Genomic DNA, 21,645 nt, shown 5'->3' with positions numbered 1-21,645 from the left:
CATGATTGCCTGGTTCGGCATTAATATAATCGGACTAAATGGCAAAGTGAGATTCTTTTGTCAAGATGAAACACGAATTGGGTTAAAGACAATTAGTGGAAGGAAGATCACAGCAAGAGGAGTCAAACCCAAAGGTAAAGTTCAGTGGCAGTTTAAGGCAACTTACCTCTATCGAATTGTAGAACCATCAACAGGGGAAAGCTTTTTCTATGAATTTACTCACCTTAATAGTGAATGCTTCCAAGTATTTCTGAACTTAGTAAGCGCATATTTTCAAGGTGACATCATCGTTATGCAAGTGGATCAAGCAGGAGCACACAGAGCAAAACGGTTAAAGATTCCTAAAAATATTATTTTTGCTATTTCAGCCTGCCCATGCACCTGAGACTAATCCCATTGAAAGAGTGTGGCAGCATTTCAAATTAGGGTTGAGGTGGAAACTGCCAAAAGATCTTGACCAGTTGCGTGCATTAATGCGGGAAAGGTTAGAAGTTATGACTCAGGAGGTAATTGCTTCGATTGTTGGGTGGGATTATATTTTAGAGGCTTTATCTGTAGCTCGTATTTAAAGTTTGGTATTATCTAAAATCCTAGAACTCAGGCAAAGGCTAATTTTTAGCTCATCGGTTGAGATTCCTTCATCCTGCGATGAATCCCAGATTAGGAGTACTTCTGATTTGCCATCTTTCCTAAATGCGATTGAAGATAAATTGACAGCTATTGAAGATTTTATCTGTGATAAAGCGGAGTTAGAAAGTTATTCACTAGGTAGCTTTACTAATCCCACAACCTTAACGCTAGAGGCATCGACAAGGTTTATAAAAATCTCTGTGACTGCTTTCCCTGACGGCATATCTAAGCGATTTGGGAGAGTAGAGGGACAGCCTAATAATTATCCATTTGGCTTTATCGCTTTTGAGTCTGATCTAGGACTTGCTCCTGAGATTAACTGGGAGTGGATTGATTCTTATTTCTATCCTGAACAGGAAAATAACCCTAATAAAATTCACATTTATACTAACTACCCCAACACATCCTTTGCCGTAACTGGATTTAAGGTGAAACAATCATGAATGAATAACCCCGCCGCAAGCAGCAGGGTATCCAACTTAAAAGAGTTCTAGCTGATTATTTATGTGTAAGCCTGTGTAATCTTTTCCTTGAGCTTCTACATACTTTTTAACCATTCCTTCGTTTCCATGCTTTCCAACTATACTTGCGTAATACCCGTCACTCCAAAATTCACCTCCCCACAATTTTTTCTTGACCCATGGGCATTTCTTAAATATTTCTCTTGCTGTTAGACTTTTGATCAGTCTTACCAATTTTGTAACGCTATAGAGCCTGTTTCATATCTATTATGAGCAAGATGTATGATGCTTAGAAAATGCTAAATCCATACTCAAGTAGCCTAACAGATAAAGAATGGGAAATTATAGAACCATTGCTCCCAAAGAAAAAGCAAACTAGACCGCCAACTTGGACAAAAAGACAAATTTTAGACGGCATACTCTACCAACTCAAAAACGGCTGTAATTGGCGAGATATGCCCCGAGACTTACCACCATTCTCTACAGTGTATCGATACTACAAGGAGTGGAAAGATACAGGTACATTTACTGCGATTATGGAAGCTTTGCATTCAACAGCCCGTGAACAGTCAAAAAAAATCAAAATGGACAACTTTAATCATCATTGACTCACAAGCAGTGAAAAATACTTGTAATGCAAGTATAGAATCCAAGGGCTTCTGCTCCTACAAAGCAACTAACGGGATCAAAAGACATTTAGCCGTTGACACTCTGGGATTTCCTTTCTTTACCTATTTAACAAGAGCAAATGTATCAGATGACCAAGGACTGATTGAGATGTTAACGATTAACATTGATTACTTCAAATCGAAGCCAGATGACATTACCCTAACTACGATATTGCTGGATAGTGGTTATCATATCGAAAAATTGACGACTGATTTACAGAAGGTTTATCCTGAGATTATGACTAAGATTAGGTTTGAAATTTCTCCTAAGGTATCAAAGCAACAGAAGGCAGAAAAAGGTCTGTCTGGGTTTGTAGTTGTGCCGACAAGGTGGGTAATTGGGTTGAAAGATGCAAAATCTTAGTTAAGAACTTTGAGAGAACTCTTTTTAATGCTACGGCTAAACTCAATCTTTGCTTTATTCGTTTGATGCTAAAAACAATTGCTACTCATGAGATATGAAACAGGCTCTATATGTCGGTACTGATTGAACAAGATAATGAACATGATCTTTATCTACTCCTATTTCTAAAAATTTAACCTCATATCGTTTCTCTATCTCTAAACAAACTTCTTTTAGTACCTGATCTACTTCTTGATCAAATACCGCCCTTCGATATTTTGCTGGAAATACAAGATGATATATCAATACACTTACGTTATGTTTTTTGTGTATATATTCACTCATTCCTGAATGTTAATCGAAAGCCGCCCCAAGGGGCGGGGAATTTACCCAAGAGATTAAAATTTCCGATTTAGTTAAACATTACAAAGGACTGCCACATCAAGACAATGCTCTTAAGATGATTGACGGTTTGATTGTTAATAACCCATTGTTTCAAGATGATCAGGCATGGGTTAAAACTTGGCGATCGCCGTCGCCGTGACCAAAAATTAACCAAGATGGGCTAGAACTGCTTAAACGGTTTGAGGGTTGCAGGCTCCAAGCATATCAAGATAGTTTCGGAGTCTGGACTATTGGCTATGGGCATACCCAAAATGTGTACCCTAACCAGATAATCACCCAGCAACAGGCGATCAACTTGCTTGATAGTGATCTATCAGTATTTGAGCTTGGGGTGTGTCAGGCGGTGAAAGCACCTCTAAATAGTAATCAATTCTCTGCCTTGGTTTGCTTTACTTTTAATGTTAGTTTGGAGGATTTTACAAACTCAACTTTGCTTAAATTATTAAATAATTCAGACTATGAAGGGGCGGCAAACCAGTTACATCAATGGGTTTATGCCGATGGTCAAAGGTTATAAGGGCTTGTAAATAGGCATAAATATGAAAGAAATTTGTTGAACTCTACTCTCTATGGATAGGAAAATGCCCGCACTTTTAAGCCTGATTGTGATCGGCTTTTGCCTGTCGGTGATTCTGGTTAATGGATACCGTGATCCATACTGGTCATGTGTGATGTTTATCTTGGGTTATTGGTTGCCTAATAATAACCAAACCTCTAAATAACTCACTGGGGATTCATTATAATTACCTTATTTGCTTGTATGCAATTTTACTAAAGTCTAAGGTGTTGTATGAACACACTCAAAATAAAAAGTCACATATACACTTCAGAATCCGATGATAATCTTTATTTTGTCATTGCAATTTTTGTTGACGAAGAGGCGATCGCAGATTTTGATTCTTATGCAACCTGTTTGGCTCAACTTAAACAAAGTGTTACAAGTGCTGGAACTTACTTCATACTGACGTGTTCCTGCGGCGTATTTGAATGTGCTGGAATCTATCAGGGTATTCGAGTGGTGCATCATGCGAAAACTATCGAATGGATAATTCATCAACCCCAGCCACACCGAGTATTTATTTTTGATGCAGACGATTACAAAGAGGCAGTAAATTACGGTATCGATCAAATCAAGTGAGATTTAGGTGATCTGTGGTTTACCGCTTCGGGAGAAAAGTCCGAAAAGTTACAAGTTGTTCCAGGATTGGAAGAAGATATGACATTGCTTGAACCAAAGGTGGTTTGGATTATGTCGTAAAATTAAGCTATAGCAATCTTTGCCCAAAATTAAACCTCATGGCTGTTCTCATAGTTGAAAATCTCAGAAAATCCTATGGCACTACTACGGCGGTAGATGATGTCTCACTTAATGTCGCAGCGGGGCAAATCTATGGATTGTTAGGACCCAATGGTGCAGGCAAAACCACTACCCTCAGGTGCATTGCCACTTTGACAAAACCAGATGCAGGGACAATTCAAGTCTATGGAGCCACCGATGCCAGAGCGATCCGTCAAAATTTGGGTTACATCGCCCAAGAAGTAGCTCTTGATAAAGTCCTAACGGGGCGAGAGTTATTAGAACTACAGGCAGCTTTGTATCACATGCCCAGCAAAACTATTAAAACCAGAATTAATGAGGTTTTAGAACTTCTCCAATTACAGGAGTATGCGGATAAATTAACTGGTACCTATTCCGGAGGTCTTAAAAAACGCTTAGACCTTGCTGCGGGACTGTTACATCAGCCCAAAATCTTAATTCTTGATGAACCCACCGTCGGGCTGGATATTCAAACTCGGATCACGATCTGGAATTTCTTACGTCAACTCAAATCCGAAGGCATCACTGTCCTAATTACCAGTCACTACCTCGAAGAGATCGACGCTTTAGCAGAACGGGTGGCAATAATTGATAAGGGTAAAGTTATAGCCGAAGGTACACCTAGCGATCTTAAGTCTCAGCTTGGAGGTGATCGCCTGACAATTAAAATTAAAGAATTTGCGGAATATCCAGAAGCAGAGCAGGCTTTGAAGCAATTAAAAAATTTACCGTTTGTGACCAGTGGTTTAATCAATAATGCCCAAGGTAATGCCATTAACTTAGTAATTGCTCCCGATCCTAAGGCTGTGGCAGAAATTCAGTCCTGTCTCGATACTGCTAATATTCCGATCTTTAGTTTCTCCCAGTCTAAGCCTAGTCTTGATGATGTATTTCTCTCCGCCACAGGACAGACTATCCTAGATGCAGAAATTGCCCAAGCTGAGATTACCCCCACTAAAAAGCGGCGTTAAGCATACTAATATTTAGGCTCTAGTTCCCAATCCCAGTTCCCGTTCTAAAGCAGAGCGGATGCGTTTAGGTTCAGGTAAGCCTTCCATTTCCGAATTGCTCTTACCTGGAGAGACCATAGGATAGCAGTTTTCATTTCGTTTAACTCTAAAGTCGGCTAGAACTGGGCGATCGCTTGCCAATATCTCTGCCACAACTGCTTGTAAGTCATCACCGTGCTGAACTAGCATCCCCTGCACACCAAAAGCATCGGCTAATTTAACAAAGTCAGGCATTCCCACTTCCATATTAGAAGAAGCATACCGTTCAGAGTAAAAAGCTTCCTGCCACTGACGTACCATTCCCTGCCAGCTATTATTGATAATGATCACCTTAACTTTTATATCGTACTGAGCAAGGGTAGCCAATTCCTGGAGATTCATCTGAAAACTGGCATCACCACTAATGCAAATTACTTGATCATTAGGAAAAGCAATCTTTACTCCCATCGCTGCGGGCATCCCATAGCCCATAGTTCCTAGCCCTGCACTAGAAATCCAATGGCGTGGAGTATTCTTCAAAAACTGAGCAGACCACATTTGGTGCTGTCCTACATCCGTAGTAAAGAAAGCTTCTGGGGCTTGCCTACCAAATTCATATATGACTTCTTGGGGGGAAAAAATATCAGGATAGTGTGGAGCAATTAGGGGATAATCTTCCTTCCATAGGCTAATTTGATCAAGCCATGTTTTAGTCATGATCTCTTCTTTATAGGCTGTGGCATTGAGTAGTTCTGTAACCACTTGACGCACATCACCCACAATTGGTACTTCAGGTAAGCGATTTTTACCGACTTCAGCAGGATCGATATCAATATGAATCACCTTCGCTTCGGGGGCAAATTTATCTAACCTACCAGTAACCCGATCATCAAATCTTGCGCCAACGGCTATTAAAAGATCGCAGCCCTGAACCGCATAATTAGCATAGGCAGAACCATGCATACCCAACATCCCTAATGCCAAGGGGTGATTTTCATCAAATATGCCCTTACCCATTAACGTAGTGGTAACTGGAATTTGAAACCTTTCTGCTAACTGTTTAATTTCAGCAAAGGCATTGGCAATGATTGCTCCCCCACCCACATACAGTAATGGACGATGTGCCTTACGAATTAACTCAATGGATTTCTCCACAGCGATCGCAATATCCGAGGGTAAAGTTTGCTCTTTATAACCACGGAGGTGAACTTCTAACTTAGGTACATACTCAAATTGAGTTTGGGCAATATCTTTGGGTATATCAATCAAGACTGGACCGGGGCGACCAGTCCCAGCAATATGAAATGCTTCCGCCACAATTCGGGCAATATCCTCAGGGCGGCGCACAACGTAGGAATGCTTAACTATGGGTAAAGTAATGCCAAATATATCAGTTTCTTGGAAGGCATCGGTTCCGATCGCATAGGAAGGCACCTGCCCCGTAATTATAACTAAGGGAATGGAATCCATTTGGGCTGTGGCAATTCCTGTAACTAGGTTCGTGGCACCAGGTCCAGAGGTGGCAATACAGACTCCGACTTTGCCAGTAGCACGGGCATACCCATCGGCAGCATGAACCGCAGCTTGCTCGTGGCGAACCAAAATATGCTTAAGGTCACCTCGTCCCTCTGCTTTATAAATTTCGTCATAGACTGGTAAAATCGCCCCACCGGGATAACCAAATAGGTGCTGAACACCTTGTCGTTTAATACTGTCTATAAGAGCAAAAGCACCAGATTGTAGCAAGGCAGCCTCCCCAGATTTTTATAGCTATTAGGAATAATTTAGAACTTGACTAAACTAGAAATCAACCTAAAATTTTAGATAAATCTTAAATGCGATCCTAAGTTGCAAGCTCTCATTGGTAAAGAACTGTAATAAACTTTCACTTAGGTCTATATACTTGCAAAGTATCTGCAAATCAATAATAAATCTAAGCTAGTAATAATACTTTATTTGAGTAATTGTATCATTAATCACATGATTTTCGTGCCAAATTACCCCTTGATTTATGAATTTCTTGGTATAGCGATCGCCTTGAATTAAATTCTTGAGTAAATCCCCAATTTTTATGCTTTAGCATGAATAAACTTAAATACCACAGTTGCCAAGGGTGGGACACACACTTCTAAACTATGGGGTTGATTATGCCAGTAGTAGGACTGATCAGACCATTTCCCGCCCAAGTTACCCAAACCACTACCGCCGTAGATGGTGGCATCACTATTTAAGATTTCCTGATAGAACCCATGCAGAGGAACTCCCACCCGATACTTGCTATGAGCTACGGGCGTAAAATTACAAACCACCACCACAAACTCTCCCTTTTGATCTTTGCGGATAAAAGCGACTATAGAATTTGAGCGATCGCTACAGTCAATCCATTGAAAGCCCTGTTCCGAGAAATCTTGGGCATGGAGAGCAGACTCAGTTTGGACGAGATGGTTAATATCTTTAACAAATTTTTGCAGATTCTGGTGCAGAGGATAGTTGAGTAAGTCCCACTCTAAATCGCCCCATACATTCCATTCTTTCCATACGCCAAACTCCATACCCATAAATAGCGTTTTCTTACCGGGATGGGTAAACATATAGCCAAATAGACAACGCTGGTTAGCAAATTTCTGCCAGTCATCACCGGGCATTTTCGCTAGTAAAGATTTCTTCAGATGCACCACCTCGTCATGGGATAAGGCTAGGACAAAGTTTTCACTAAAGGCGTACATAATACTAAAAGTCACACTATTTTGATGAAACTGCCTAAACCACGGGTCCATACTGAAATAGTCGAGCATGTCGTGCATCCAACCCATATTCCACTTTAGATTAAACCCTAAGCCTCCTAGATAGGCAGGATGGGAAACTAAGGGAAAAGCCGTAGATTCTTCGGCAATGGACAGAACTCCGGGGAAATAGCTAAATAAAATACTGTGGAGATGACGGAAAAACTCGATCGCTCCTAAATTTTCTCTGCCGCCATACTCATTGCGTAACCACTCTCCTTCTTCACGGCAGTAGTCTAGGTAAAGCATTGAAGCAACAGCATCTACTCGAATTCCATCGATATGGTACTTGTCAAACCAAAATAGGGCATTGGCAATTAAATAATTCCGTACCTCATTGCGAGTGTAGTTAAAAATTAATGTTCCCCAGCCTTTATGTTCACCAATGCGCGGATCGGCATGCTCATAGAGGTGTGTGCCATCGAATAATGCCAAGCCATGACCATCCTTGGGGAAATGTCCGGGTACCCAATCTAAAAGCACCCCAATATTTGCCTCATGGCAGCGATCAATAAAATACATCAAATCCTGTGGCGTACCATAGCGAGATGTGGCAGCGTAATGCCCAATTACCTGATAGCCCCAAGAACCATCAAAGGGATGTTCTGCCACGGGTAAAAGCTCAATATGGGTAAATCCTAAATCTTTAACATAAGAAATTAATTTGTCTGCTAATTCACGGTAGGTAAGAAATCTGGCACCGGGCTTAAGGTCAGCGGCACTAACCATAGGATAGGCATCCGTAGGCGGAGTTTCAAAGGAACCATGCATCCATGAACCCAGATGAACTTCATACACTGAAATTGGTCGATTCAGAGGATTAGAATTGCGCCGTTGTTCCATCCATGCCTGATCCTGCCATTCATATTTAAGGTCATTAACCACAGAGGCAGTTTTGGGACGAATTTCCTGTTGAAAGCCAAAGGGATCGGATTTTTCATAGATATGTCCCGCTTGGTTTTTAATTTCAAATTTGTAAGAATAGCCCACGCCAATATCGGGAATAAATAAATCCCACACCCCTGATTCACTTTTACGCATTTGGTGCTTGCGTCCATCCCAGTAGTTAAAATCCCCTAATACTGAGACGTTACGGGCATTGGGTGCCCACACCGCAAAATATACTCCCTCAACTCCGTCGATTTGGGTAGGATGTGCGCCTAACTTTTCATAGACTTGGTAATGGGTGCCTTGGGCAAAGAGATGGCGGTCAAAATCACTAATTAAGGGTGACTTAAAGGCGTAGGGATCATAAATTAGGCGATCGCATTTTTTCCCATCTACCCACTCCGTTACTTTTAATTTGTAGCTAAATAAACTGGGAGCCTCGGGGATCAGACATTCAAAAAAGTGAGGGTGATGTACGGCAGTCATTGGGTATTGCCGATGATTTTCGGGGTCTACAACTGTTACAGCCTCTGCCTCTGGTAAATAAGCACGAATTACCCAAACCAATTGTCCTTCTTGCTCAATTTGGTGAGAGCCAAGTATGGCAAAGGGGTCTTGATGCAGATTTTTGACGATCAGATCAATTTGCTCAGTTGAGATGGTTGCTATCATTGGTTAAGTATTTTTTATAAGTAGGGAGTTTTAAAATTAGGAAAATTATTAAGTAAATCTTAAGTATTGAGTTCTAGTTTAATCTGATTTGACTATGTTGCCACTTACGCATTCACAAACGAGCAAAAATCTGTGAACCCCAGGTATAGAGTCTTGATGATGCAGAAAACTTTATTCAGTCTCAATATGAGACCGTGGTAATATACAAAAATCTAAATATGGCAATCAAAGTTCTCTCCTTTAGATTCAGAAGAATAGGCGATAGGAGGATTAGTTATTTTACTCACCTCAATCTCTAACCCCAAAATTACCAAAAATTGAACTTATCTCCATATTAAAACCGCATGATTTAGGTTCTCTTTACCCTTTAAACTAACTAAGTAGCTTTCCGAATTTCGGTGCAGTAGGAGGCAACATTAGACATCCCAATGGTAATACCTGCACGCATACAGACATTAGGACGGGGAAACCACAGTTTTTCTTCAGAGTACAAGGTGCCATACTCAGTAATTAAACTTAAAACCCCATCTTCACCCATGACATACCTGCCAACTACGGGGGCTTTTTCGGCATAGCCCTGTTGACGCAGTAATTTCCCTGATTGGATATTTTCACCTTCAGCGATCGCCACGATAATTGTCGAACCTTGATGTTTATCCTCACCCTTATCCCATTCCATCGAACCATCCCAAGTTACCTTGGCACCACAGATAGCTTGAGTTGGATCAAAATTATATTCTTGACATAAAGCTGTAACATCAGGGGTATTAGCTTCTAAAAATTCGACTTTGATTTCTGATTTGCCACTTTCAGACTTTTTAATGATCAGGTGATGACTTGTTCGTTGCGAAGCCCATGTTCCTGCCCTATGCTGAAAAAAATCTGAAATAGTCATAATAAATTTTTAGATGATGCTTGTTCATATTACCAGTTCAGGACTTGATTTATAGCCAATTGATCAAGATGTCAAAGTGGGTTCACTGATCAATTAATCAATCAATAAAATTGATTGATTAATGACATAGGAGTAATGTCAAGTGTATTGGTTTAATCAATTTAGAATAATCACATTTATTTATTAAATCCCGAGCTTTAATTATGGGTTTTTCCTAAACTAAGATGAGCTTGTCTTAGAATATATGAAGATATGTAAAAAACTATAAAATCAACTTTTCATAAATGCACCCCTACCCTATGACCTCAACCACCGAACTTTTCGCACCGGTAAAAGATGATCTAAGCACTCTTACTGCCAACCTTAAAGAGTTAGTAGGGGCAAAGCATCCGATTTTATATGCCGCCGCCGAACATTTATTTGATGCTAAAGGTAAGGGCTTGCGTCCAGCGATCGTGTTGTTGATGTCACGGGCGACAATGACGGATTGTGATATTACCCAGCGACATCGGCGGTTGGCGGAAATAACAGAGATGATTCATACTGCTAGTCTTGTCCATGATGATGTCATTGATATGGCAGATTTGCGGCGGGGGAATCCAACGGTAAACAGTAGATTTGGCAATCGGGTAGCTGTTTTAGCGGGAGACTTTTTGTTTGCCCAGTCTTCTTGGTACCTGGCCAATTTAGATAGCCTAGAAGTGGTGAAATTGCTTTCTAAGGTAATTGCTGATTTTGCTGAAGGTGAAATTTTGCAAAGTTTAACTTGTTTTGATACGGATTTATGTCTGGAAGATTACATCCAGAAAAGTTTTTATAAAACCGCTTCCTTAATTGCGGGCAGTGCTAAGGCGGCTGGGGTATTAAGTGGAGTTGGCAGCCTGCAGGCAGAACAGTTGTACAACTTTGGTAGGTTTTTTGGGATTGCTTTTCAAATTGTTGATGATATTTTAGACTTTACTGGCTCTACGGAAGCTTTGGGAAAACCTGCTGGTTCTGATTTGCAACAGGGAAATTTGACTGCTCCAGTTTTATTTGCTTTAGAAGAAAAACCTCAACTCAAAATTTTAATTGAACGAGAGTTTGCGGAGGTTGGGGATTTGGCTCAGGCGATCGCCTTAGTTAATTCTAGTGATGGCATTCAACGGTCACGGGATTTAGCAAAGTCCTACGCTAAACAGGCAATAACTGCGATTGAGTGGCTCCCCACCTCCAAACATAAACAGGCTCTTTTAGAATTGGTTCCGTATATTCTTAATAGATTGCATTAGTCTCTATCTATAAAAATTCAAGCCTTTAATTCAATTTCTAATTTAATACAAAAATAATGCTGCTGGCGATCGCTATTCTGTTTATACTTTTTGCTGCTTGTGTGGCGATCGCTATATTTACCCAAAGACTAGAAAATTCCATTAAGTCGGCTCCAATTTTAGAGTTTGATCCCGAAGATTTACCCGTAATTTACCCTTCTGTATCTGTAATTATTCCTGCCTATAACGAAGAGATTAATATTAGGGATTGCGTTGAAGCAATATTAGCCAGTGATTATCCCCAACCATTACAAGTTGTAATCGCAAATGATCAATCTACGGATCAAACTCAGGCGATCGGTCAATCCCTATTTAAAAATAATCCTCAAGTTCAACTAATAAATGTACCCAATCGACCCACAAATATAACTTGGCGGGGTAAAAATTGGGCTTGCGAACAAGGAGCAAATCTGGCTACAGGTGAATATTTACTATTTATAGATGCTGATGTCAGGCTAGAACCCCAGGCGATCGCTGCTGCCATATCCGAAGCAATTAAAACTAAAAGTGATCTACTCAGTTGCGCCCCTCAAATTGTCTGTGGTTGCTTTGCCGAGTGGTTAGTACAGCCGTTAATTATGAGTGCGATCGCCATTGGTTTTGATTTTAATGCAGTCAATGATCCCAGTGATAAAACTGCGTTTGCGGCGGGAATGTTTATGCTATTCCGCCATGATACCTATACAAAAATTGGTGGACATACTGCTGTTGCCGATCAACCTGTGGAAGACGTGGAGTTGGCAAGGTTAGTGAAGGGGCGGGGACTAAATTTACGATTCATGCTGGCGATCACTCTGGTCAAGGTCAGAATGTACCAATCCTTTGCAACTTTGTGGGAAGGCTGGACAAAAAATTACTATATGGGTTCACAGTCCAATCTGGCGGGTACGCTTTTTTCAGCATTTGTATTCCTCCTGATTTTTCTGGTACCGTGGCTGGGCATGATCATTGGTGCCTATGAAATGGTTGCTGTTCCCCTTAAAACTGGATGGGAAATGGCAATTTTATTATTATCTTTAGTAGCGATCGCTCTCCAATTTAGCCTAAGAAAAACTAGCGCTGATCAATTTCAACAACCTTTGCGCTATTGGTGGCTGGGATGGCTTGGTGGCTCAATTGTGGCAGGTATTGCGATTACTTCTATTATTAAAACTGAAACTGGATGGGGCTGGACTTGGCGGGGGCGATCGCTAGCTCTACCTAGGAAATAACTAATCAGGAGCAGTATTTGAGTAGAAGTATCACCGACTTTAATCTCTTGGGTAAATTCCCCACTGTAATCATTGGAAACAATAATAACTACAATGCTAGAGGATCTATCTTTTTTTAAATTAATGCTTTAGATAAAGATACGTTAAATGAAGGAAGTATTTGACAAGCTTGATAAAGAGGCAATCTCTAAATTGCTAGATGCAATTTCACAAAGGATAGCTAAAGAGTCTTAAATATCAACTTTACCTGATTTCTCATATAACGATAGAGATTCACTTAACCCATTTCTAAGATATTCAATTGATTCAGATAAGCTGTGTTTTGAGAGAATGAGATCGCTTCTTTCCAACTTTACTTTCTTGATATAACATTCCGAGAATTTTGGGAGTGACGCATCCACCACTTTTCGATTTCGATCGCCCAGAAACCCACTGTACTAACCAACAAGCTGACCCCTAATTCTGATAATGTCAAAGAATAGGTTTGGAATACATGTTGCAACCAAGGAAGATAGATAGTCGCTATTTGTAGTCCAAAAGTAGCAGTAACAGCAATAAGCATCGGCTGATTGGAGCGCAGCCCAATTATCCAAATCGAATCCCATTCCGATCGCATTGCCAACGCAAGACTGGCTCTGGAAAATGTCAAAGTTGTAAACACCATAGTTTGCCAATGGGGATGAGAGTGCGACCAGAAATAATAGCCCAACCCTAGAAATGCTATTCCCATCAAAAGCCCTACCCAAAGGATATCGCGCCCAACACCGCGCTTAAAAATATTCTCCTCAGGGTGATAGGGAGGACGTTGCATGATATTACGTTCTGCTGGTTCAACACTCAGCGCCAGAGCCAGAATGCCATCGGCAAGGAGATTAATCCAGAGGATTTGCAGTGGTAACAGCGGTAGGGGAATGTGCCAGAATGGAGCTAGGAGAACAATCCAGATTCCACTGGCATTACCAGTCATACTATATTTCAAGAACTTGCGGATGTTATTGTAGATCACGCGACCTTCTTCGATGGCAGCAACTATTGTGGCGAAGTTGTCATCCAATAGCACCATATCAGCGGCTTCCTTAGACACATCCGTACCCGTTATACCCATGGCAATGCCAATATCAGCTTTGCGTAGAGCCGGAGCATCATTAACGCCATCGCCTGTCATGGCAACTATTTGTCCCTGTTTTTGCAGAGCTTCGACAATAACCAGCTTTTGCTGGGGCGCAACGCGAGCATAAACCGACACCCAATCCAGTCGATCCTGGAGTTCTTCGGGCGATAGCTGGCTCAATTCTTGACCAGTTAAAACGCGATCGTTATCCGCAATACCCAATTCCTGGGCGATCCGTGATGCCATCAGAGGATGATCGCCTGTAATCATAATTGGACGAATTCCTGCTTGTTTGCAGATTTCAACCGCTTGTTTGACCTAGGGTCGGGCAGGGTCGAGCATCCCCAACATCCCAATAAAAATTAAATCCTGTTCTACGGGAGGATTAACCGATCTCTCTAGGGGGAGAAAGGCAATTCCTAATACCCTCATGCCTGCGGCGGCTAGCTGGTTATTAGCGGTTTCGATGCGCTCCCGCCAGTCTGGGCTAAGCGGTTCAGCCCGATTCTGATACCAAACCTGACTACAAACCTCTAACAAACTACCTACCGCTCCTTTTGTGAACGAAACATAATCGGGGGCAGGCTGATGCAGATGACGTGAGAGCTGGTCGAAACTATGGGTTTTATGGACGGTAGTCATACGTTTGCGATCGGAATCAAACGGTAATTCCAAAATGCGCGGCAGTTGGCATTCTAATTCTGACTTCTGTAAACCTAAACTATAGGCGATCGCCAATAAGGCGACTTCTGTGGGATCGCCTAAAACTAAAGCCTGTTCGTGATTGGGTTCTGCTTCTGAAAAAAGGGCATTATTGCAAAGTGTAGCTCCCATTAAGGCTAGTCCTAAAACCGAGAAATTATCGTATCCATTGGGCTTGGTAGTCAAATCGATGCGATGTCCAACTAAGTCCACCACCGTTACCTGCATACGGTTTTCGGTCAGCGTTCCTGTTTTATCGGAACAGATCGTGGTCACGGAACCTAGAGTTTCTACGGCAGGCAACTTACGAATCAAAGCTTGGTGTTTGAGCATACGATAGGAGCCGATCCCTAGTGCGATCGTAACCACGGCAGGTAGTCCTTCAGGGATTGCTGCCACCGCCATACTCACGGTAGTCAGGATCATGAGTTGGAGATTTTCGCCTCGCGATAGCCCGATCACAAAAATTACTCCCACTAAAAGCAGGATGGCAATGGCTAACTTCCGCCCAAAATCATCAAGGCGACGTTGCAAAGGTGTCTGCAGTTGTTCGACTGTCTGTACAGATTGGGCTATCTTTCCCAGTTCCGTCTCCATACCCGTTTCGGTGACTACTGCTAACCCCCGTCCATAGGTGACAAGAGTACCCATATAAGCCATGTTGCGGCGATCGCCCAAGGACAGATTTTCGGTAGCGATCGCTGCTACCGTTTTCTCTACGGGTAAGGACTCACCTGTAAAAGTAGCTTCTTGAATCTGGAGGTTAATGCTTTCAATGAGACGACTGTCGGCTGGTACTAAGCCACCTGCCTCCAGCATAATCACATCACCTGTTACTAAATAGGGGCTGAGAATAACCCGCCATTGGTTGTCCCGACAAACTCGCACCTTGGGGATTGCCAGTTTCTCTAGGGCAGCAAAAGCTTGGCTAGCACGATATTCTTGATTGAATCCCAAAAAGGCATTAAACAAAACGATCGCTAAAATCGCGATCATATCTTTGTAGTCACCCAAATAAGCCGAAACCACTGCTGCTGCAATCAGTAATAAAACTGGTGTGGCAGTAAATTGTTCCCATAGCATGCGCCCAGAAGATTTAGATGCTTGCTCAATTAATTCGTTTTTGCCGTGCTGCGACAAACGCCGATCAGCTTCCGTTGTTGTCAAGCCATTGAGATCAGTCTTCAGGTTGCGTAAAACTGATGTAACATCTTGGCGATACCAGTCACTCATACCTAGTAATGGTTCCATAGAGCAACCCTAGTAAAAATACAACCCACAGCGAAAAGAGTTTTTCTTGGTACTTACCACTTAGCCATTGGACTTCATTTGAGAGATTAAACTATTACCATAAACATAGGAAGCTTGAATATCTGAACCGTTATACTCTTCCAATACTTGAGCATACGGACGATTAGCATCAATTAAATAGCGAGTTTTCACACCATCCACAGTCTGCCCCACTCGAATCTCATTGGCATCATAGCGATAGGTTATCTGCTTCGTTCCAGTTGGAGTCACAATATTTGTGGCGTTTAACCTATTCTCATAATCCCAATTATAAGTTATCTGGTCATTAGCATTCTTCAACTGGGAAAGCGTATTACCATTTTTATCATGGCCATAACTCGTGATGTTGCTACCATTTGTCTCAGTAGTTAACCTATCCCCTGCATCGTAAGAATAGGCAGTTAATCCAGTCAGTGAATCAGTTTTAGTCAAGTGATTACCTACTGAGTCAAAACTATAATCTGTGGTGCGGTTTCCAGATAGAGGATCGATGATTGATTCTTGAGTTAACCTGTAGAGCGGATCGTCGGTATATACTTCCCTTCTACCACCCAATTCCTCTACAGTTTTAATATTACCAACTTGATCAAACAGTGGGCATGGCTTGCTATTGATGTTGAGACTTGTGGGCTGTTATATTAGCGATCGCTCTGCCCAGTTAGCCCCAAAATTAAACAATCTGAAAATGCTAGGATTTGGCTAGAAAGCACCATAAAATTATTCAGCACTATATTAAACATTAGATGGCGGAAATTATTGACGGTAAGGCATTAGCAAAACAGATGCAAGCCGAAATGACAGAAACAGTTAAAGCTTTACAAGCTCAGGTGGGGCGATCGCCCGGATTAGCGGTATTAATGGTAGGTGATAATCCCGCTAGTGCTGCCTATGTGCGTAATAAAGAATTAGCTTGTACCAGAGTGGGAATTCGTTCCTTTGGCAAACATTTTCCTGCGACTGCGACCCAAGCTGAATTAGAACAAGTAATTAAGGACTTAAACGCTGATTCTAATGTCGATGGAATTTTGGTGCAGTTACCTTTACCCGATCATTTAGATGCGATCGCCTTAATTAATCAAATTGCCCCCCATAAAGATGCCGATGGCTTACATCCCTATAACTTGGGTAAACTTCTACGGGGCGAGGAGGGCTTACAAAGCTGCACACCTGCGGGAGTAATGCAACTTCTCAAACATGCCGATATTCCTATTGCAGGCAAAACGGCTGTGGTAATTGGACGTAGTATTTTAGTTGGCAAACCCATTGCTATGATGCTTTTAGAGGCAAATGCTACGGTAATTATGGCGCATTCTCGCACCCCTGACCTTAAGGCGATCACCCTGAATGCTGATATTCTAGTAGTAGCTGTGGGCAGACCACAATTAATCACCGCCGACATGGTAAAGCCGAGAGCAGTAGTTATAGATGTGGGTATCAATCGCATTACCGATTATGAAGGACAATCTTCCTTAGTAGGTGATGTGAATTTTGATAGTGTTAAAGCGATCGCCTCACATATTACTCCTGTTCCTGGTGGAGTTGGTCCTATGACTGTGACCATGTTGTTGCACAATACTATTTGGAGCTACTGTCAGCAATATGGTACAAAATATAATTAATCCTTCTTTAAAAAATCCTCAAATCTTTAACCTCGAAAGCTTTGACCTATGTAGGTATTTAGCAACTGCCAAAGCTAGGGTGGAAAAGGCACTGGAAGCCTCTATCAAAGTTAAATATCCCGAAACAATCTATGAGTCCATGCGTTACTCGTTGATGGCATCGGGAAAACGACTTAGACCAATTTTATGTTTGGCTACCTGTGAGTTATTTGGTGGCGATGATTCGATGTCTATGCCCACCGCCTGTGCTATGGAAATGGTGCATACAATGTCATTAATCCATGATGATTTACCTGCTATGGACAATGACGACTATCGGCGGGGAAAGTTGACTAATCATAAGGTCTATGGTGAAGATATTGCGGTTCTAGCAGGTGATGCTCTTCTTGCCTATGCCTTTGAGTTTATTGCCGATAATACCCAAAATGTACCTAGTGATCGCATCCTGCGGGTGGTTAGTCGTTTGGGTCGGGCAGTAGCCGCCGAAGGTTTAGTGGGTGGACAAGTGGTTGATCTAGAATCCGAGGGTAAACCTGATACGACTTTAGAAACTTTAAACTTTATCCATAGACATAAGACCGCCGCATTACTAGAAGCCTCGGTGGTGTCGGGAGGGATTTTAGCTGGGGCAGATACCGAAGATATTAAACGCTTGACGATCTATGCTCAAAATATTGGTTTAGCATTTCAAATCATCGATGATATTCTTGACATAACTAGCACATCTGAAGAACTAGGTAAAACCGCAGGTAAGGACATTATTGCCCAAAAAGTTACTTACCCTAGCTTACTAGGCATACCTGAATCACAAATTCAAGCCCAAAATTTGATAGATTTAGCGAAGTCACAAGTACAATGCTATGGTAGCCCTGCGATCCCTTTAATGCGAATTGCCGACTACATAATTGCCCGTACCTACTAAGAGATCACTCAAAACTATGCATCCTTTGGCAGAAGTCTTAGACAATCGGGTTCTTTTAATAGCGATCGCCGCCAGTTTTGGAGCGCAGTGCCTAAAACTATTATTGTTATATATCCAATCGGGACAAATAAAACTCCATGTGCTATTTGAAACCGGAGGTATGCCTAGCTCTCATTCAGCAGTAGTAACAGCCCTAGCTACGGGCATTGGTAAAACCCAAGGATGGAATTCGGGACTGTTTGCAATCGCCTCGGTGTTTGCAGTCATAGTTATGTATGATGCCTCTGGAGTTAGGCGGGCGGCTGGAACCCATGCCAAGGTGCTTAATCAAATTATTGGCGAAGTGTTTGAAGAAGATCACCATTTAATTGAAGACCCCCTCAAGGAATTACTAGGTCACACGCCAATACAGGTTTTAGTTGGTGCCATTTTGGGCATTAGCATCATGTGGGTACTGTTGTAGGTTCTAATTTATCTGGGAAGCCTAGTTGGTTTGGTGTAGCTTTTCGCTATCGCGGATCGGTAATTCCCGAAATTCTGCCTCGAGTCATAGGTTGCGGTATTTTTGGGCTATTTATTTATGTGCTGCACTACTTAAAGGTGCGGGTATCTTTTCCTGTTTTGGGCACTTTAATACCGAACTTAGTTCTGGGTTTACTGCTCGTATTCCGCACTAATACAGCCTATGAACGCTACTGGGAAGGACGTAAGGCATGGGGTAGCATAATTAATCATATTCGTAATTTGGCTCGTCAGATTTTAGTGACAATTCAAAGCCATGATACCGAGACTGAAAAAATTGCCGCTTTGCATCTTTTAGCTGCCTTTGCGATCGCCTGTAAATTACATCTCCGTGGTGAACCAATTAACCCTGAGCTAGAGCCATTAATGAGTCCATATCAGTACCAAAAACTGCAATCCATGAATCACCCACCCCTAGAGATCATGTTTTGGTTGAGCGAATACCTACAAACATCCTATAAGCGAGGGCAAATCCAGATTTATCAACTTAACTCTCTCCATAGTCTAGTTAACAATTTGGTGGATGCGCTTGGTTCCTGTGAACGCATTAAAAACACTCCCATTCCCCTTGCCTATGCCATTCACTTGAAGCAGTTACTATTAATTTATTGCCTGTCTTTACCTTTCCAAATGGTAGATCAAATAGAATGGCTAACCCCAATCGTCGTAGCTTTAATTAGCTTTACCCTATTAGGAATTGAGGAAATCGGGATTCAAATTGAAGACCCCTTTGGGCGAGATAGCCATGACCTCCCTTTAGATGCAATTTGCAAGAATATTTTGCGTAATCTTAGAGATTTGATAGATGTTTATGTTACAGCAGTTTGAATTAGCTCAATCTTGTAACCGTCAGGGTCTTCCACAAAGGCAATTACGGTACTGCCATGCTTCATTGCGCCTGGTTCGCGAGTGACTTTACCGCCAAGGGTTTTAATTTTCTCGCACGTACCATAAATATCATCTACGCCCAGGGCAACATGCCCAAAGCCATTACCTAAATCATATTTATCTGTATCCCAGTTGTGAGTTAGCTCAATTACCGCCTCCTTACTTTCGTCGCCATAACCGACAAATGCCAAGGTAAACTTACCTCCCGGATAATCTTTTTGCCGAATTAGGTGCATACCTAGCACATCACAATAAAATTTTATAGACTGATCAAGATTACCAACACGAATCATGGTGTGTAAGATTTTCATAGGCTAATAATTCTTTTTGTCGTTGTAAGTGATTGTAGATCGATAATGCCTCCATACCGAGATATACCTCTGGTTTTTAAGCTGGCGATTCCCAGTGCTACCCGATTACCGTCGATACGATGAAATTTGGAATGGGCATTGATAAATATATTACTGCTTTTAACTTGACTAACAAAGCTTTGATTCTCGATCACTGAATCAGACATAATCACATCAGCATGACCACTACTATACTGATTAATCCAAGCGATCGCCTCTTCAGGAGCATCAACAATCTTGATCGCCAAAATATTATCCAAGTAAGACTGTCCCCATTGAATTTCGGTGTCAACACTATCACCTAAAATTTCTGGATAATTACGGCTAAAACCAACAAAGCGATCGCAACCCTTCAGTTTCAGTCCATAGGATTGTAATTTATGCACCCACCCTACCCAGTGCTGAGCCGCATCACCTACTAGCCACGCACTATGAACCACTACTTTTTCAATTGCATTAACGGCATCGGGATCACCTTGACGACTAGCTTTAATAATTTCTACAGCTTTGTCTGCATCAGCCGTAGGTGAGAGATACATATAGCAGTTGCCCATCGCCGCAGGTATGATCGATAAAGTTGACTGCTTGCCAATTTGCTGGACAAAACTAGGACGACCGTAGGGAATCACCAAACGTATATACTTCTCTTGGGTTACCAAATCCTTAATCCCACTGCCCGCAGGAGCGATCGCTACTGTAAAGTCTGATAACTGTAGCCCACTATTTTTAATTACTACCTTAATAATCTCTGTAATCGCCGTTTGGGAAAGGCTGATCTCACTACCACCCCTTAAAATTAAGCTGTTAGCAGACTTTAGACACAACCCCGCCATCAATACGACCAAGTGGGGCAAAGCTTCATATACAAATGCCACCGATCCTAGAGGTACAGATCGATAGTGATGATCAAAAATAATCGGACTACGAGATAAAGGATCGGGCAAATCCACTAAATGCTTTAAATAATCTATGGAGCGATGTAAGCGATCTGGAGTTAGCCGCATCCACTCTAAAAGTAGATCGGGAATTGCCATTTCTCGACTAGCCTCCAAATCATAGGTATTTGCCTCCAGAATTAAGTTACGTTCCTGTTTAATCGCATCGGCAATTTTGAAAAGTAAATGATTGCGTGTATCTACATCTAAAGAGGCAAGGCGCAGACCTGCTGTATAGGATTGATAGGCAAAGTTAGTTAAATCGTCGGGCAACTTATTCATGGAGTATTCTACAAATTATGGGGCCGAAGCCGCCAACAGATCCACAGTAATATGATTACAAAAATTAAACCCAAAAGGAACTCTGGAGTTTTAGCAAGTAAGCACAATATAACTACGGTGCCTACTAGTACTATAAACTTAGCAAGAGTAACCTCAGTAAAATATCGACTTTGTTTAACGATCTTACTTCTCGGTTGCCATGTTTCTCCCCACCAATACCAAGTTCTTTCACTAGAGCCAACTTGCGTCAAAGCATAATCATCTTCTTGGGTAACAAAGATAAGATGACAGCGATCGCACCCCAAAGCTTCCGTTAAGGTAATCAGATGTAAACTCCCATGACAGAGGGGACATGGATAGGATTGATACACATCTATTTTTTGGGAATTAGGTTTTGGGAAATTGGCTGGCATTGGATAATTATCACAAATTGATTAGTTAAACTCCTAAA

General features: G+C 41.7%; 23 protein-coding genes and 3 pseudogenes. 14 read left to right on the top strand and 12 right to left on the bottom strand.

Features of this window, described 5'->3' with window-relative positions; all coding sequences use genetic code 11:
* Position 1 precedes the first annotated feature (1 nt).
* Genes SYN7502_RS20655 through SYN7502_RS13165 form a run of 3 tightly spaced genes read left to right on the top strand, consistent with a single transcriptional unit; the run spans position 2 to position 1,073 of the window.
* The gene (locus SYN7502_RS20655; protein ID WP_210391288.1) at positions 2-385 is read left to right on the top strand and encodes a hypothetical protein; all 384 of its coding nucleotides are present in this window, start codon (positions 2-4) and stop codon (positions 383-385) included.
* Complete coding sequence (locus SYN7502_RS20650; protein WP_210391287.1) at positions 357-569, top strand: hypothetical protein; 213 nt, start codon at positions 357-359, stop codon at positions 567-569. The genes SYN7502_RS20655 and SYN7502_RS20650 overlap by 29 nt, the downstream gene beginning before the upstream one ends.
* Before the next feature lie 3 nt (positions 570-572).
* Positions 573-1,073, top strand: a complete 501-nt coding sequence (locus SYN7502_RS13165; protein ID WP_041429476.1) for a hypothetical protein — start codon at positions 573-575, stop codon at positions 1,071-1,073.
* 36 nt (positions 1,074-1,109) lie between these two features.
* On the opposite strand, the pseudogene SYN7502_RS13160 reads toward SYN7502_RS13165, so the two are convergent.
* Positions 1,110-1,340, bottom strand: a pseudogene (locus SYN7502_RS13160) (transposase); the annotation flags it as partial.
* A 47-nt stretch (positions 1,341-1,387) separates the two neighbouring features.
* Between SYN7502_RS13160 and SYN7502_RS13155 the strand changes: the two are divergent.
* Together SYN7502_RS13155 and SYN7502_RS13150 are read left to right on the top strand one after the other, a co-directional pair.
* The gene (locus tag SYN7502_RS13155; protein ID WP_015168135.1) at positions 1,388-1,699 is read left to right on the top strand and encodes a transposase; all 312 of its coding nucleotides are present in this window, start codon (positions 1,388-1,390) and stop codon (positions 1,697-1,699) included.
* Entirely contained in the window at positions 1,653-2,123 is a 471-nt protein-coding gene (locus SYN7502_RS13150; protein WP_371257770.1) for a transposase, read from the top strand. The genes SYN7502_RS13155 and SYN7502_RS13150 overlap by 47 nt, the downstream gene beginning before the upstream one ends.
* A 108-nt stretch (positions 2,124-2,231) precedes the next feature.
* Here SYN7502_RS13150 and tnpA read toward each other — a convergent pair.
* Both tnpA and SYN7502_RS20240 read right to left on the bottom strand, forming a co-directional pair.
* Positions 2,232-2,447: pseudogene (gene tnpA / locus SYN7502_RS13145) on the bottom strand (IS200/IS605 family transposase); the annotation flags it as partial.
* 67 nt (positions 2,448-2,514) lie between these two features.
* Positions 2,515-2,661 (bottom strand): hypothetical protein, encoded by a 147-nt coding sequence (locus tag SYN7502_RS20240; RefSeq protein ID WP_168130368.1) that lies wholly within the window; start codon positions 2,659-2,661, stop codon positions 2,515-2,517.
* On the opposite strand from SYN7502_RS20240, the gene SYN7502_RS13140 reads away from it, so the two are divergent.
* The 3 genes from SYN7502_RS13140 (at position 2,653) to SYN7502_RS13130 (ending at position 4,796) form a co-directional block, all read left to right on the top strand.
* A complete protein-coding gene (locus SYN7502_RS13140) occupies positions 2,653-3,024 on the top strand; it encodes a lysozyme (RefSeq protein WP_041430177.1) in 372 nt (123 codons plus the stop codon). The two genes, SYN7502_RS20240 and SYN7502_RS13140, sit on opposite strands and share 9 nt — an antisense overlap.
* Before the next feature lie 273 nt (positions 3,025-3,297).
* The gene (locus tag SYN7502_RS13135; protein WP_015169282.1) at positions 3,298-3,645 is read left to right on the top strand and encodes a hypothetical protein; all 348 of its coding nucleotides are present in this window, start codon (positions 3,298-3,300) and stop codon (positions 3,643-3,645) included.
* Positions 3,646-3,803: 158 nt separating this feature from the next.
* Complete coding sequence (locus tag SYN7502_RS13130; protein WP_015169281.1) at positions 3,804-4,796, top strand: daunorubicin resistance protein DrrA family ABC transporter ATP-binding protein; 993 nt, start codon at positions 3,804-3,806, stop codon at positions 4,794-4,796.
* Positions 4,797-4,808: 12 nt separating this feature from the next.
* Here SYN7502_RS13130 and ilvB read toward each other — a convergent pair whose 3' ends face one another.
* The 3 genes from ilvB to SYN7502_RS13115 all read right to left on the bottom strand — a co-directional run bounded on the left by ilvB (position 4,809) and on the right by SYN7502_RS13115 (position 10,052).
* Positions 4,809-6,560, bottom strand: a complete 1,752-nt coding sequence (gene ilvB / locus SYN7502_RS13125; RefSeq protein ID WP_015169280.1) for a biosynthetic-type acetolactate synthase large subunit — start codon at positions 6,558-6,560, stop codon at positions 4,809-4,811.
* A gap of 323 nt (positions 6,561-6,883) precedes the next feature.
* Entirely contained in the window at positions 6,884-9,157 is a 2,274-nt protein-coding gene (glgB, locus tag SYN7502_RS13120) for a 1,4-alpha-glucan branching protein GlgB (RefSeq protein WP_015169279.1), read from the bottom strand.
* Between the two features lie 376 nt (positions 9,158-9,533).
* Positions 9,534-10,052: a phycobiliprotein lyase gene (locus SYN7502_RS13115; RefSeq protein ID WP_015169278.1), complete on the bottom strand. Its 519-nt coding sequence runs from the start codon at positions 10,050-10,052 to the stop codon at positions 9,534-9,536.
* 299 nt (positions 10,053-10,351) lie between these two features.
* On the opposite strand from SYN7502_RS13115, the gene sds reads away from it, so the two are divergent.
* A complete protein-coding gene (sds, locus tag SYN7502_RS13110; RefSeq protein WP_015169277.1) occupies positions 10,352-11,323 on the top strand; it encodes a solanesyl diphosphate synthase in 972 nt (323 codons plus the stop codon).
* A 56-nt stretch (positions 11,324-11,379) separates the two neighbouring features.
* Positions 11,380-12,573 (top strand): glycosyltransferase family 2 protein, encoded by a 1,194-nt coding sequence (locus tag SYN7502_RS13105; protein ID WP_015169276.1) that lies wholly within the window; start codon positions 11,380-11,382, stop codon positions 12,571-12,573.
* A 352-nt stretch (positions 12,574-12,925) separates the two neighbouring features.
* On the opposite strand, the pseudogene SYN7502_RS21430 reads toward SYN7502_RS13105, so the two are convergent.
* The 3 genes and pseudogenes from SYN7502_RS21430 to SYN7502_RS13095 all read right to left on the bottom strand — a co-directional run.
* Positions 12,926-13,990: pseudogene (locus SYN7502_RS21430) on the bottom strand (cation-translocating P-type ATPase); the annotation flags it as partial.
* A gap of 12 nt (positions 13,991-14,002) precedes the next feature.
* Positions 14,003-15,637 (bottom strand): cation-translocating P-type ATPase, encoded by a 1,635-nt coding sequence (locus tag SYN7502_RS21020; protein WP_246828918.1) that lies wholly within the window; start codon positions 15,635-15,637, stop codon positions 14,003-14,005.
* A 60-nt stretch (positions 15,638-15,697) separates the two neighbouring features.
* Positions 15,698-16,108, bottom strand: coding sequence for a hypothetical protein (locus SYN7502_RS13095; RefSeq protein WP_168130366.1), 411 nt, complete (start codon positions 16,106-16,108; stop codon positions 15,698-15,700).
* Between the two features lie 311 nt (positions 16,109-16,419).
* Here SYN7502_RS13095 and folD point away from each other — a divergent pair, with 311 nt between their 5' ends.
* Genes folD through SYN7502_RS13075 form a run of 4 tightly spaced genes read left to right on the top strand, consistent with a single transcriptional unit; the run spans position 16,420 to position 19,567 of the window.
* Positions 16,420-17,295 carry a bifunctional methylenetetrahydrofolate dehydrogenase/methenyltetrahydrofolate cyclohydrolase FolD gene (gene folD, locus SYN7502_RS13090; protein ID WP_015169274.1) on the top strand — a complete coding sequence of 292 codons (876 nt, stop codon included), beginning with the start codon at positions 16,420-16,422 and terminating at the stop codon, positions 17,293-17,295.
* On the top strand, positions 17,276-18,217 hold the full coding sequence (crtE, locus tag SYN7502_RS13085) for a geranylgeranyl diphosphate synthase CrtE (RefSeq protein WP_015169273.1): 942 nt from the start codon (positions 17,276-17,278) through the stop codon (positions 18,215-18,217). The genes folD and crtE overlap by 20 nt, the downstream gene beginning before the upstream one ends.
* Positions 18,218-18,233: 16 nt before the next feature.
* Positions 18,234-18,680 (top strand): divergent PAP2 family protein, encoded by a 447-nt coding sequence (locus SYN7502_RS13080; RefSeq protein ID WP_015169272.1) that lies wholly within the window; start codon positions 18,234-18,236, stop codon positions 18,678-18,680.
* Positions 18,665-19,567, top strand: a complete 903-nt coding sequence (locus SYN7502_RS13075) for a bestrophin family protein (protein ID WP_015169271.1) — start codon at positions 18,665-18,667, stop codon at positions 19,565-19,567. Before SYN7502_RS13080 ends, SYN7502_RS13075 begins: the two co-directional genes overlap by 16 nt.
* On the opposite strand, the gene gloA is transcribed toward SYN7502_RS13075, so the two are convergent.
* Genes gloA through SYN7502_RS13060 form a run of 3 tightly spaced genes read right to left on the bottom strand, consistent with a single transcriptional unit; the run spans position 19,549 to position 21,607 of the window.
* Complete coding sequence (gene gloA, locus SYN7502_RS13070) at positions 19,549-19,938, bottom strand: lactoylglutathione lyase (RefSeq protein ID WP_015169270.1); 390 nt, start codon at positions 19,936-19,938, stop codon at positions 19,549-19,551. The genes SYN7502_RS13075 and gloA overlap by 19 nt on opposite strands.
* Positions 19,935-21,194 (bottom strand): aldehyde dehydrogenase family protein, encoded by a 1,260-nt coding sequence (locus tag SYN7502_RS13065; RefSeq protein ID WP_015169269.1) that lies wholly within the window; start codon positions 21,192-21,194, stop codon positions 19,935-19,937. Before SYN7502_RS13065 ends, gloA begins: the two co-directional genes overlap by 4 nt.
* Before the next feature lie 8 nt (positions 21,195-21,202).
* Positions 21,203-21,607: a DUF2396 family protein gene (locus SYN7502_RS13060; protein WP_015169268.1), complete on the bottom strand. Its 405-nt coding sequence runs from the start codon at positions 21,605-21,607 to the stop codon at positions 21,203-21,205.
* Positions 21,608-21,645: the final 38 nt, after the last annotated feature.

It is taken from the genome of Synechococcus sp. PCC 7502 (assembly GCF_000317085.1).
GTDB lineage: Bacteria > Cyanobacteriota > Cyanobacteriia > Pseudanabaenales > Pseudanabaenaceae > PCC-7502.
This window is presented reverse-complemented; position numbering and strand designations above follow the sequence as displayed.